We start from the raw sequence: 12,284 nt of genomic DNA, 5'->3' as shown, positions 1-12,284 counted from the left end.
CTTCTTCTCCTCAACAATATGCTCAGATAGCAAGCTGTCTGACTCCAAAGTATAATCTCCTATTATGGATAGTAAGACTCTCAACGTACTTGAATACCCAAAGATTCTCGGTCAATTGGCAGGGTTCTGTGATTTCTCCGCCTCGAAGGACCTGGCGAATTCGCTCGAACCAACCCCGTCTTTTGAGTTGGCGAATGCCCGTATCGCGGAAACATCTGAGGCGCGCAAATTGCTTTCGATGGAGAGTGCGGGGGTCGGCGCGGCGCATGATATCCGTCCGCAGGCAGACCTTGCTGCGCGCGGGGGCGTGCTTGACCCGCATACTTTGCTGGATGTTAAATCCACGCTTATTTCGTGCCGCGACCTGAAAAAATCATTTGAAAAAAGGGCAGAGGAATATCCGCGCCTGACACAGATCGTGTTAGGGCTGCCAGATACGCACGGACTCGTGGATGCCATTACCCGCATCCTCTCCGACCGCGGAGAAATTCTGGATTCCGCTTCTCCAAAACTTGGAGATATTCGCCGCAACCTGCGCGTGGCACAAGACCGCCTGATGACGCGCCTGCAAAAATACGTAACCGATTCGAAAACTGTTTCGATGTTACAGGAGCCGATCATTACACAGCGTGATGGCCGTTATGTCATTCCTTTGCGGGCGGAGTTCAAGGGAAAGATAAAATCCATCGTGCATGACCAGTCCTCCAGCGGCGCGACATTATTTGTTGAACCGCTGCCTGTCGTGGAAGCCAATAATGAGATCCGCGAACTGCAATTGGCGCAGCGCGATGAAGAACGCAAGATCCTTGCGCAGGTTTCCTCGCAGATCGGCGAACACGCAACTGAGTTGAAATATGGCGTTGAGAATCTGGCTGCATTGGATCTGGCGTTTGCAAAAGCGAAATACGCGGATGAGTTGAAGGCGAGCGAGCCGATCCTTTATAAGGATGAAGTAAAACAATCATCCATTGCCAATCGTCAATCATCAATCAAGCTGTTGAATGCGCGCCACCCGCTGCTTGACCCCAACACAGTTGTCCCCGTTGATGTTGACCCTGCGCCCGGCACACGAGCCATTGTCATTACGGGTCCGAACACAGGCGGTAAAACTGTTTCATTGAAGACTGTCGGTTTGCTGGTGGTCATGGCCCAAAGCGGGCTGCATATCCCTGCCCAAAGCGGATCCGAGCTTCCGTGCTTCCATTCGGTCTGGGCGGATATTGGCGACGAACAATCCATCGAGCAGTCACTGTCCACTTTCAGCGGGCATATCACAAATATTATTCGAATCATAAAAAAAATAGATCACCGCTCGCTGGTTATCTTTGATGAACTGGGCTCAGGTACGGACCCGCAGGAAGGCGCGGCCATTGCACGCGCGATCTTGAGTCACTTGCTGGATGTCGGCGCGATGACTCTGGTTGCGACACATTATCCTGAATTGAAAACTTTCGCGCATGGCACGGATGGCGTGGTCAATGCTTCTTTGGAATTCGACATCAAAACGCTTCGCCCGACCTATAAACTGACCCTCGGTCTCCCGGGCAGGTCCAACGCCTTGTTGATCGCTCAAAAACTCGGTCTTCCGCAAGCCATCATTGACTCTGCGCGGGCGGAAATCAATCCGCTGGACCTAAGGGCGGACAAATTATTGGATGATATTCGCAAGGAGCGCAACCGCACTTCACGTGAACGCGAAAAACTGGAAAAAGCGCGCGCCAAATTGGAGGCGCAAACACGTGAACTTGAAAAACGACTTGAGAAGATTGAAGATGAACGCCGCGAGACTTTAGCAAAAGCCCGTGCTGAAGGTGAGTTGGAAGTGGCGGTGCTTAAGCAAAATATGGATTCGCTCAAACAGCAATTGAAGAAGGCAAAACAACCCCTTGAAGCTATTAAATTGATCGAATCGAAGATAGAAAAAATAGAAGAGAAGGTTGAAGCGCCGGTGGAGCGTCAACGCACGCAGGTTGAAAGTAAATCATCAATTCGACTCGGGGAACGAGTCATTGTCAGCACGTTGAATGCTGAAGGCGTGGTGACCGCCCTGGGTGAGTCGGATGCGGAAGTTCAGATCGGGACGATCCGTATGCGGGCGAGGTTATCTGACCTGTTGAAAAGATCCGGCGAGCCGGTATCTGAAGAAAAGCCAAAGCAGGTCACCGGGAGTGGGCGCGCGGTTATGGCGGCTGCTTCCAAGTCTCCGGGTATGGAAGTGGATCTGCGCGGGCTGATGGCTGAAGACGCGCTGGATAAAATGGAAAGATACTTGGAGCAGGCTTTTCTTTCAGGCCTGCCCTATGTGCGGATCATTCATGGCAAAGGGACCGGCAGGCTGCGTCAGGCCGTGCGCGGTGCGTTGCGTGGACATGAGTATGTTAAGTCGTTTGAAGAAGGCGGCAGCACCGAGGGCGGCGAAGGTGTGACCGTGGCAATGCTGAAAAGCAGCTAATGCAAGAATCAAAAGGCGGCTTCAAAGCCGCCTTTTGATTCTTAATTTCCTGTGGCTGCGCGCCAGACCGCATCCAGCATGATCAAGCCGGTCATGCGATGAAGTTCCGAAGCTTCGGTGTTTAGATAGACGGCGCCCTGTTCTTCGCGTCCTTCCATAACGTAAAGACCGCGATCGGGCAGGCCGGATAACGCCGCCCAAAAATTCCAGAGCGGAAGATCGAATTCGGTGGCAAGCAGTGCCATGTCACGGTTGATGCGGTTATCCAGTTCTCGGTTATCCGCCTTGGTGGCAAGGATGGGGACCACCCCGGCATCCAATAATTGGGTAATGATCGTGCGCAAGTATTCGGTGTTGCGCGACTCGAAATGTGTGCCGATCTGGATAATGACAAACGACGGACGATGGGTACGCAGTTCGCAATCCACTGGCGTTTCTGCGGCTGTACAGCCGTACTCGCCGCGATGCCATTCCGTCCAAAGTAAGCCGCCGGGGGTGGTGCCGTCTTGTGATGTGGAACTTTCGCGGTTAAAGGAGCCTGTGAAATTGGTTACCGTCTGCTGCAGATCGGGAGAAAGGCTGTTATACACTGTAGGGTCGGTTTCGTAAATTCCAAAAAATTCAGCGGGTCTGCTTTGACAATCACCAAAAATGGAAAAAGCACTTGGATTATTGCCGAGCGCTTGCCCGGTATTGTAGATCTCGCTAATGCTGGGATTGATGGATGGAATGACAGGCAGTTCCATCCACTCATCAGAGCCGGTAGACGGCGCGAGTGTTTCCGTCATAGTTCGTGCCGTTTCGAGTATCTGCGGAGTTGAGGTTATCAGTAATACAGATGCATCTGTGGCTGTCGGCGCCGGCGTATTTGTGGGAGTATCAATCGTATTTCTATATCTGGGCGTGGGAATCATCTGATCCAGCGTCAGTGTTGGCGTGGATGTAATTGTTGGGATAACCCGTGCTTCCGACCCGCAGGCTGTCGTCACCATGAAAACCATTAAAGTTAGAAAATAGATACGCTTCATAATGAATTATTTAACCACAAATATCCAAAGGGTACAACGTATATTCAAGGAAAGCTCATATGGAATTTAAAAAAACGCAAAGGCCGCGACCTTTGCGTTTTATGGCTTGTCTTGTTATTAAAAACTCATGCATGCCCTTCTTAAATTATCTTGGAATTATGACTTTACCAGGGTGAATTTATCTTTTCCAATTCGGTAATTGCCATTGTGCTTCAAGACCTTCTCCACCAATTCCTCGGGGACGTCCACATAAGTGAATTTATCCTCGATTCGGATCTTGCCAATGACACTGCCCGGAATATCCGCGTGATGCGCAATGGTGCCGACGATGTCATTCGGGCGGACGCCGTTCTCCTTGCCTTTGTTCAATTTCAAACGCACCATGCCTGCTTCATGAGAAGCCCGCTTGTTGCCAGAATCGTGTTCGCCGCGCCTGCCTGTTTCGCGGCCGCGTCCGCCATCCCTGCCCTGCGGTTTACCGCGATTAAATTCACGGTCGCCGCGATAGGAGGAACGGCTTTCAGATACAACCACATCCGTCACATTTGCAACGGGGCGCTGCTTTTCGTCCGCGCGCGATAACTTCAAAGCGGCAGCTGCGATCTCGAGCGGATCGTGCCCTTCTTCCACCAAACGCGCCACAAGTTCACGCTCGCGCTGATACCGTCCACGGCCAAGCCAGATCTTCATTTGTTCCAGGACCTGATCTTCGCGATGCTTGGCGATATCTGCGGCGGTGGGTAGCTTCCCAAGTGTCAGCGCCTGTTTTGTCATGTGCTCGATCTCGCGCAGGCGGCGTTTTTCGCGCGGCGCGAATAATGAAATGGCAATACCCGTCTTGCCTGCGCGGCCTGTGCGTCCAATACGATGGACATACACTTCGGCATCATCGGGCAATTGGTAATTGAAGACGTGGGAAATATTATCAATATCCAAACCGCGGGCGGCGACATCTGTCGCGACCAATACCTTGATCTGGCCGCTGCGGAATCTGCCGAGGATCTGCTCGCGGGCATTTTGTTCGAGGTCGCCATTCAATGCTTCGGCAGGAAAACCGCGCGCGGAGAGTTGACCTGCAAGCTGTCCGGTTTCGATACGCGTGCGGACGAATATTAACGCACTGGTAATGGGTTCAATTTCAAAGAGGTTTGTCAGCGCCGCCAGTTTATCGCCCTCATGGACGAGGTAGTAGCGCTGTTCGGTCCCTGACAGGGTCATGGTCGCTTTTTTAATGGTGACAGATTGCGGGTCACGCATGAAGCGATCTGCAAGGCTGCGGATACGTACGGGCATGGTGGCGCTAAAGAGTGCAGTCTGTCTAACGGAAGGAGTCGCAGAGAGGATCTCTTCCACGGGTTCGATAAATCCCATGTTGAGCATTTCATCGGCTTCATCCAGCACAACGGTCTTGATCATGCTCAGATCCAATACTTTGCGTTCGAGAAGATCAATGATACGGCCGGGGGTGCCAACGACAATATCCACACCGCGCTTGAGTTGATTGACCTGCGGGCCGTAAGGCTGCCCGCCGTAGACTGCCAGCACACGCGCCTTGAGATGCTTGCCATATTGTTCCATGGCGGCGGCAACTTGAACAGCGAGTTCGCGTGTAGGCGCAAGCACGAGGGCCTGCGGCAGTCGTTGATGTATGTAATTGTGAAGAATGGGGAGTGCGAAGGCGGCGGTTTTGCCAGTGCCTGTTTGGGCCTGACCGATCACATCCACGCCTGTGAGCATGAGGGGGATCATGCCTTCTTGAATTCCAGTTGGCGTTACATAGCCAAGTTCGACGATGGCCTGCTCCAGCTCGGGGCGCAGGTTTAAAGAAGTAAATTCGGTTGTCATCAGATTTCCTTTTTTATATGTCTTTGCGAAGACGCTTTTGTTCTTCGCCTGAAGCAATCTCCCATAAAGTTGGAGGTTGCTTCGTCCCGATAAAAGCATTCGGGATGGTATCGGGGAGAGCATCCTCCTCGCAACGACATACCTAATTATGAAATGTTCTGATAACTCCGTTCACTTCCTTCTTGCCAACAAAGTTTGCTTTTGCAAACAAACTCGCCCAACAAAAAAGCCCGAGAAAATTTCATCGGGCTTACAGTTTAGAGTGACCAAAACAATTTCCCAAAAATGCTCTCCGTTGAGAGCGGACAAGAGTTTACCACAGAAATTTTGGATTCTGTGAAATTTGGTACACGAGATTCAAATCGTCATCAACACGATGGCCGCCAGCGCGGAAGCGATCCCGATCCACTGATTGCGGGTCAATCGTTCCTTGAGGAAGATCCACGCCAGCATAACAGTTGCGCCGGGGAAGAGGGAACTTAATACCGCGGCCACATCCATGCGACCTGATTGACCGGCGAGAATAAAAAATATATTTCCAGAAATATCAAGTATTCCATTGATCGTGATCATCGGCCACGCGGATGTGTCTTCCACCTTCCAGGAAGCGCGGGTAATCAACATGTAGGCAGTGATCAGGATCGTGCCGCCGCTGCGCGAGGCAACCATCGGCCAGACGGTCGCGCCTGTGCTGGTGGCTTCATGCATGAGCACAAAGTATGAGCCGAAGCCAATGCCGGCCAGCAGGGGCAGTTTCAAGTCGGAAAGATGCGCCAGAATGTTTGTGACGCCGTTCTCACCCTGAGAGATCATCCAAACCGCAAAGAGAGCGAAGCCAAATCCGATCACGGTCAATAGCTGTGGAATTCCCTCCTTGAAGATGCCCACAAAAACCGGCAGGGACGCCGCCAGCAAAGCGGAGACCGGTGTGGCGATGCTCATCAGGCCGAGCGTCATGGCGTGGTAGAGCATCATTAAGCCAACGGTGCCGAGCGCCCCGGCCAGCATCGAAAGCAACCATACTCTTTGATTCGGCAGAGACTCACCCGAAATTTTCACGACGATCAAAAGAAAGATAATGCCGATCGCCTCACTGTAAAAAACCGCGCGATACGCGCCTGTTTTTCGCGAAGCGAGCCCGCCCGTAAAATCGCCCGCGCCCCAGCCGAGCGCGGCGCCGAGACCGAATAGTATGGATAGCAAATTTGAACTCCTGGATTTTATCCGCTGATTAGTCAGATTGAGCAGATATTAACTTTATGAATCTTTGTGCCCTTTGTGGTGGATTAATTCTTTCCCGCCGCCTTGGCTCGTTCCAAAACCTTCTGCGCATTTTTGACCAGTGGCATGTCGATCATCTTCCCATCCAGCGAATATGCGCCTTTGCCTTCTTTTTGATTGGCCTCAAATGTTTCGACGATCCGCTTTGCATAAGCAATGGCTTCATCATTTGGCGTGAACGAAGTTTGGACAGGTTCCACCTGCGCGGGGTGGATGATCTGCTTGCCGGCAAACCCCAGCCGCGCGCCGAACTCAGATTCGATCCGCAGGGATTCGATATCCTTGTAATCGATCGTGACAATATCTATCGCCTGCAGATCATTTGCCGCGCAAGCGACGATCACTGCCTGCCGCGCATATAGCAATTCAACCGCTTCCTTTGGTTCGAACCGCGCCAATGGATGCTGCGAAATCTTCCCCGCCGAAGATGATCGCATCCAAGCGCGGATGCGCTGCGATCTCTTTGAGATTTAAAATCCCCTTGGCAGTTTCAATACCAATCAGAATCCGAATCGAATTCACAGGCCAGCCATATTTCAATTCCCCGGCTTCGATAATTTTGCTCGCCCATTCCACTTGATCAAAAGATTCAACTTTGGGAATCACGATCCCATCGGGGTGATATGGAAGCACGATCTCGATATCATCCTTCTCCCAGCCCGAGCCGACTGAGTTGATCCGCGCCAGTTTTTCGCTTTTGCCAAAATCCAATTCCAGCAAAGCTTTGACAATGGTCGCACGCGCCAAATCTTTTTTATTGATCGCCGTCCCGTCTTCCATGTCCATGCAAATGGAGTCAACTCCGAGCGTGACGGATTTCGTGATCATCTTCCAATTGTCACCGGGCATGTAAAGCAGTGCACGTCGTGAATGCATGATCGTCTCCATCAAAAATTACAGGTCAAAAGTATGTCTGCTGGATTTTGGCAAGAAGTCCAGCCGCTGACCTTTCTTCAAGAACATTGCTGTTCGTTCGAACTCAACCACTACTGTTCCATCCGATTTCTTTCCCCAATGTTTGAATCTGACAATGCCCACATTCGGTCTGGACTTTGACTCGCGGCGTTCCAGAACTTCGGTCTCGGCATAGATCGTATCATTATGAAATGTCGGGTTGGGATGGGTCACTTTGTCATAACTTAAATTCGCGATGATCGTGCCTTCGCTTAATTCTGCAACCGTCAAACCGACCACCAATCCCAAGGTAAAAATCCCATTCACGATACGCTGACCAAATTCCGTGTTCGCGGCGAACTCTTCATTCACGTGTAATGGCTGAGTATTCATCGTCAACGCAGAGAACAGCACGTTGTCCATTTCGGTCACCGTGCGCCCCGCCGAATGTTTGAAGTGCATCCCAACCTGCAGATCTTCAAAATATTTTCCAGCCATTATTCCTCCATCTCGATCAGGATCTGCTCCCGCTCAACAGTCTGACCCTGTGCCGCAAAAACAGACTTCACTTTACCATCTTTCAAAGCTTGAATGCGGATTTCCATCTTCATGGCTTCCATCGTCAAAAGAGTTTGACCCTTCTTAACGACATCGCCCACGCTGACAGAAACGCTTCGCACCTGACCTGGCATTGGGGCGATCAATCCCCGGCATGATCGTGTCTGACGCCTTGCTTCGCGCCCGAAGTTTTCGTCAGCATCAACGTGTGACCATTAATCGTCACCCATCTCTTCGCCATATCCGATGAGACGTAAACGGACTTTGACCCCCCCCCTCGATCAGGTAAATCCATTCGCCCCTGCGCCGCATCTACGCGGACGATTTGAACGGAGACAGTCTTTCCGTCCACGCTGGCGACATAATTATCGCCTGATGGGTTGATCTCAAGAGTTTGTCTGTCGAAGTTTATTTTCATGGTTAATTTCTATAATTATTCGTCTGCTTCCACGGGTTGAATGGATCGGTCTCATTGGAAACAGCGGGCTGTGATTTCGAACCAACAAAGACCACATCCGCAAGCGCTGCGGCGATTAGACTCTGGAGTTGGTCAGCTTGCTGACCAATGTCAAACAGCTTGCTGTTTGACTCCAGAGTATGTTCCACCCATCTGGTGGATACTTTACCGTTTGCAAAATCTTCATGCGCCATTACAGCTTGCATAAAATCGATATTCGTCACAACACCATGCACGATAAATTCACTAAGCGCGGTCTGCATCCTTTGAATGGCTGTCTCACGATTTTCTGCATGGACAATTAACTTTGCAAGTAAGGGGTCGTAAAAATGATTGACTTCACTGCCCGTTGAAAAACCTGAATCCACGCGGATGCCCGGTCCGTGCGGCTCGATGAATTGCAGGAGACTGCCTGTGCTTGGAAGGAATCCATTGGCTGGGTCTTCGGCATAGACGCGGCACTCGATGGCATGTCCGTGCTGGTGGAAGTCACTTTGGGTGAATGGGAATTTCTCTCCCGCCGCAATGCGGATCTGCCACTGGACAAGGTCAATGCCTGCGGTGAGTTCGGTGATGGGGTGTTCGACTTGCAATCTTGTATTCATTTCAAGAAAATAATATTGCGATGTGGTCGGGTCGAAGATAAATTCAATGGTGCCAGCGTTGTAATAATTGACGGCTTTGGCGGCGGCAACTGCGGCTTCGCCCATCTTTGCGCGGAGTTCAGGCGTGAGCAATGGCGAAGGAGTTTCTTCGATTATTTTTTGATGTCTGCGCTGAACGGAACATTCCCGCTCAAAAAGATGGACCAGATTTCCGTGCTTATCGCCAAAGACTTGAAACTCGATGTGATGCGCATCCGCCAAATATTTTTCGATCAGCAATCTTTCATCGCCAAAGGAATTCAAGGCTTCACTGCGCGCGGATTCGATGGCGTCGCTCAATTCGCTTTCCGCATTGACCACGCGCATGCCTTTGCCGCCGCCGCCCGCTGATGCTTTGATGAGTACAGGATAACCAATCTCTTTTGCGGCTTTTTTGAAATCCTCGTCTGACGCCAAACCTTCAAAACCTGGGACGGTTGGCACGCCAGATTTCTTCATCAATATTTTCGCCTCGGCTTTATCTCCCATTGCGCGGATGGAGTCTGCCGAGGGGCCGATAAATGTCAAATTCGCTGATTCAACTGCGGCGGCGAAGGATGCGTTCTCTGAGAGGAATCCATAGCCGGGGTGAATGGCATCTGCTTTCGAGTCGAGAGCGGCTCGGATGAGCGCGTCCGCATTCAAATAGGATTCTTTTGGCGCGGCGCTGCCAAGCAAAACAGCCTCGTCAGCGAGTTGAACGTGTTGGGCATTCGCATCCGCTTCGGAATAAACGGCAACGGTTTTTATACCAAGCTCCTTGCAGGCGCGCATGATGCGAATGGCGATCTCGCCGCGATTGGCGACTAGTATTTTTGTGAAAGGTGGTTTTGAGTCAGCACGTTTACTCTTCACCATCAATCGGCAATTTTTCGCGTTCTGGTTTCAATCCTGCTTTCCATTCATATCCTTCGGGACGCTCAGCCGCCCACTTGATGGTGTCGCGGACAGTCTCCTCGAGCGGCAGGAACTTTAAGCCCGAATTAACGGCTTTGGATATGTTGACGCGGGAAAAACCCGCATCTTCCGCAGTATCTGGAACCCAGACAGGCATGTCGCTCCATGGGGCTACCTTGTTTTGATCAAGGAATTCCACAGACGCCCATTTGAATTTTGCGTCGCTGGCGCTGACCAGTTTGCAGGTGTCGAGCATTGCGCCTAAAGTCAGTTCGTGATCTGGTCCCGTCGCATTGAAGACGCCTGATACATTTTGCTGTATCAGTTCAATAATAAAATCGGACAGGTCACGAACATCAATGATTTGAATTGGTATCTCAGGTTTCTCAGGCGCGAGGACGCTCCCGCCGCGCGCGACACGCACAGGCCAATACGTGAAGCGATCTGTTGGGTCATGCGGACCAACGATGAGGCCCGGGCGAATGATCAACGAGTCCATGCCAAAAACATCCTGCACGGCTTTTTCACATAAGGCTTTCAAAGGGCCGTATGACCCGCCTGTGATCTCCTCGATTGTTTCATCCTCGATCTTTCCGACAGGATCGCTTTCGTTGATGCCGATCTTTTTGAAATCAGAGTACACCGAAATGCTGGAGATAAAAACATACTGTTCGACTTTGCTTTTCAATGCTTCAGCAGACATGCGGACGATGCGCGGAAAATATCCGCAGGTATCAATGACCGCATCCCACTGACCCGAAAGTAGATCCAGATCTTTTTCACGGTCTCCCTGAATCTTTTCCACCTGACCGAACAGATTTGGATTCGTTTGTCCGCGGTTGAAGAGCGTCACTTCATGCCTGCGGGCGCGCGCAGAGTTGACAAGATGCCGCCCCAGAAAACGTGTACCGCCGATGATGAGGATTTTCATTTTGTCTCCATTTGTACGTCATTGCGACGAAGCAATCTCCACTTTTCAGGAGGTTGCTTCGGGCGAAGAGCACGCCCTCGCAACGACATAACATCTTTATTTCTTCGATCTCGTAAGAACCATTTCGGTTGCTTTGGCTTCTTCCCCTTCGGGGGTGATGTTGTAGGCGGTGATGGTCAGTTGATCTCCATCCAATTCCACTTCGGTGCGCCAGCTCCAGTCTGGTCCGCCAGTGGGGTCAGGGTAACTGCCCGTGACGGCAAATCCGTTTTCTTTTTCCCTGCCGACGCAGAACATGATGCCCGTGTTGGTATGGAATGAATCCACCCACGAGGTTTCGAATTGTTCCAGTGTGGTGTTGTATCCAAAGGTGAACATGCCGTGCTGCGCTTCGCCTTCGATGGATGATTGATACAAGAAGAGGGCGTAGCGTCCTTCGAGCAGAAGTTGAATAGTTCCTACAATGGACGCTTCGTCGGCAAGTTTATCTGGTTCCATCCAAAGACTGGATGTGCCGCGCCAGTTGCCTGCCATTCGTGCGAAGAAGTGATGGGGAGTGGCGATTGAGTTTGAGAAAGTCATAGTTAATTCCTACTTTTAAGTCTTATAACCAAAACAAAATGGATAAGGTTTTATGACATTAGAATGGTTTCGATCAGCGGGAAACCTGTGGGACAATTTTTTCGGCTAATAGCTACGTTTTGCGGGCTATTCAATCGATAGACATGCTTGTAACTTCTTAATTCTTGAACGGATTCAAACCATAATTTTTCACTTCTCATAACAACCACAATAGCTTTCTGCGAAATAGCTTTTTGAACGAGATGAAAACTGTAATTCTGCGAATCTATGATCTTATTCAACCGTGCAAATTTACGGGAGTGATATGGAAACCACTCAATGCAACAAACCCTATTTGCAACTTTCTGGAGTCCAGCTGTTTTAATCGGCTCCTTAAGTTTAGTTTGCCACCACCTTGCTCCACCAATCTCCACATCCAAACTTGGATCTAAAAACCAAAAGGGATAATCCATTGGGCTATGATGGATATTTTTCTCCCAGAGTATCCGCACATGTTTTTGATTATAAAAAGCAACATCTTCATCGGCGTATCCTGGGTTGAGATTTAATAAAATAATAGGCGCATTGGGATCACCAATATAAGGCTCTGGCAAAATGTGATGTTGGATTATAGTGTCATGTGATAGTTTTCGATTTTCAAAATCTATGAGTTCATAATCCGAAGGTAATATATATGGTTGTGTTTCAGGTAAATTTTTCCAAGGATTGTTCATTA

General features: G+C 50.4%; 13 protein-coding genes. 1 reads left to right on the top strand and 12 read right to left on the bottom strand.

The window, feature by feature from the left end; genetic code table 11:
* The first annotated feature begins 64 nt into the window (after nt 1-64).
* Nucleotides 65-2,452: an endonuclease MutS2 gene (locus tag IPL17_RS03210; protein ID WP_345305638.1), complete on the top strand. Its 2,388-nt coding sequence runs from the start codon at nt 65-67 to the stop codon at nt 2,450-2,452.
* A 41-nt stretch (nt 2,453-2,493) separates the two neighbouring features.
* Here the strand turns inward: IPL17_RS03210 and IPL17_RS03205 are convergent, their stop codons facing one another.
* From IPL17_RS03205 to IPL17_RS03150, 12 genes are all read right to left on the bottom strand, one after another.
* Nucleotides 2,494-3,480: a hypothetical protein gene (locus tag IPL17_RS03205; RefSeq protein ID WP_345305637.1), complete on the bottom strand. Its 987-nt coding sequence runs from the start codon at nt 3,478-3,480 to the stop codon at nt 2,494-2,496.
* Between the two features lie 156 nt (nt 3,481-3,636).
* Nucleotides 3,637-5,325 carry a DEAD/DEAH box helicase gene (locus tag IPL17_RS03200; RefSeq protein WP_345305636.1) on the bottom strand — a complete coding sequence of 563 codons (1,689 nt, stop codon included), beginning with the start codon at nt 5,323-5,325 and terminating at the stop codon, nt 3,637-3,639.
* 357 nt (nt 5,326-5,682) lie between these two features.
* Nucleotides 5,683-6,528 carry an EamA family transporter gene (locus IPL17_RS03195; protein WP_345305635.1) on the bottom strand — a complete coding sequence of 282 codons (846 nt, stop codon included), beginning with the start codon at nt 6,526-6,528 and terminating at the stop codon, nt 5,683-5,685.
* Between the two features lie 83 nt (nt 6,529-6,611).
* On the bottom strand, nt 6,612-7,004 hold the full coding sequence (locus tag IPL17_RS03190; protein ID WP_345305634.1) for an aldolase/citrate lyase family protein: 393 nt from the start codon (nt 7,002-7,004) through the stop codon (nt 6,612-6,614).
* The gene (locus tag IPL17_RS03185) at nt 6,973-7,482 is read right to left on the bottom strand and encodes an aldolase/citrate lyase family protein (protein ID WP_345305633.1); all 510 of its coding nucleotides are present in this window, start codon (nt 7,480-7,482) and stop codon (nt 6,973-6,975) included. Before IPL17_RS03185 ends, IPL17_RS03190 begins: the two co-directional genes overlap by 32 nt.
* Nucleotides 7,483-7,500: 18 nt before the next feature.
* Complete coding sequence (locus IPL17_RS03180) at nt 7,501-7,998, bottom strand: MaoC family dehydratase (RefSeq protein ID WP_345305632.1); 498 nt, start codon at nt 7,996-7,998, stop codon at nt 7,501-7,503.
* The gene (locus IPL17_RS03175) at nt 7,998-8,192 is read right to left on the bottom strand and encodes a biotin/lipoyl-containing protein (protein ID WP_345305631.1); all 195 of its coding nucleotides are present in this window, start codon (nt 8,190-8,192) and stop codon (nt 7,998-8,000) included. Before IPL17_RS03175 ends, IPL17_RS03180 begins: the two co-directional genes overlap by 1 nt.
* An 8-nt stretch (nt 8,193-8,200) precedes the next feature.
* Nucleotides 8,201-8,476, bottom strand: a complete 276-nt coding sequence (locus IPL17_RS03170) for a hypothetical protein (protein WP_345305630.1) — start codon at nt 8,474-8,476, stop codon at nt 8,201-8,203.
* A gap of 2 nt (nt 8,477-8,478) precedes the next feature.
* Complete coding sequence (gene accC, locus IPL17_RS03165; protein WP_345305629.1) at nt 8,479-10,014, bottom strand: acetyl-CoA carboxylase biotin carboxylase subunit; 1,536 nt, start codon at nt 10,012-10,014, stop codon at nt 8,479-8,481.
* Nucleotides 10,004-10,987 carry an NAD-dependent epimerase/dehydratase family protein gene (locus IPL17_RS03160; RefSeq protein WP_345305628.1) on the bottom strand — a complete coding sequence of 328 codons (984 nt, stop codon included), beginning with the start codon at nt 10,985-10,987 and terminating at the stop codon, nt 10,004-10,006. Before IPL17_RS03160 ends, accC begins: the two co-directional genes overlap by 11 nt.
* Before the next feature lie 96 nt (nt 10,988-11,083).
* Nucleotides 11,084-11,569, bottom strand: coding sequence for a DUF1579 domain-containing protein (locus tag IPL17_RS03155; RefSeq protein ID WP_345305627.1), 486 nt, complete (start codon nt 11,567-11,569; stop codon nt 11,084-11,086).
* A 50-nt stretch (nt 11,570-11,619) separates the two neighbouring features.
* Complete coding sequence (locus IPL17_RS03150) at nt 11,620-12,282, bottom strand: hypothetical protein (RefSeq protein ID WP_345305626.1); 663 nt, start codon at nt 12,280-12,282, stop codon at nt 11,620-11,622.
* Nucleotides 12,283-12,284: the final 2 nt, after the last annotated feature.

This window comes from Candidatus Villigracilis saccharophilus (assembly GCF_016711665.1).
The sequence above is the reverse complement of the archived record's forward strand: the minus strand, read 5'-3'. Positions and strand labels throughout refer to the sequence as shown.

What these genes read in the sequence shown, in the direction of transcription:
- IPL17_RS03200 (WP_345305636.1), bottom strand. Translation starts at nt 5,325, where the DNA reads ATGACAACCGAATTTACTTCTTTAAACCTGCGCCCCGAGCTGGAGCAG.
- IPL17_RS03150 (WP_345305626.1), bottom strand. Translation starts at nt 12,282, where the DNA reads ATGAACAATCCTTGGAAAAATTTACCTGAAACACAACCATATATATTA.
- IPL17_RS03185 (WP_345305633.1), bottom strand. Translation starts at nt 7,482, where the DNA reads ATGCATTCACGACGTGCACTGCTTTACATGCCCGGTGACAATTGGAAG.
- IPL17_RS03170 (WP_345305630.1), bottom strand. Translation starts at nt 8,476, where the DNA reads ATGAAAATAAACTTCGACAGACAAACTCTTGAGATCAACCCATCAGGC.
- IPL17_RS03180 (WP_345305632.1), bottom strand. Translation starts at nt 7,998, where the DNA reads ATGGCTGGAAAATATTTTGAAGATCTGCAGGTTGGGATGCACTTCAAA.
- IPL17_RS03175 (WP_345305631.1), bottom strand. Translation starts at nt 8,192, where the DNA reads ATGCCAGGTCAGGTGCGAAGCGTTTCTGTCAGCGTGGGCGATGTCGTT.
- IPL17_RS03210 (WP_345305638.1), top strand. Translation starts at nt 65, where the DNA reads ATGGATAGTAAGACTCTCAACGTACTTGAATACCCAAAGATTCTCGGT.
- IPL17_RS03160 (WP_345305628.1), bottom strand. Translation starts at nt 10,987, where the DNA reads ATGAAAATCCTCATCATCGGCGGTACACGTTTTCTGGGGCGGCATCTT.
- IPL17_RS03205 (WP_345305637.1), bottom strand. Translation starts at nt 3,480, where the DNA reads ATGAAGCGTATCTATTTTCTAACTTTAATGGTTTTCATGGTGACGACA.
- IPL17_RS03155 (WP_345305627.1), bottom strand. Translation starts at nt 11,569, where the DNA reads ATGACTTTCTCAAACTCAATCGCCACTCCCCATCACTTCTTCGCACGA.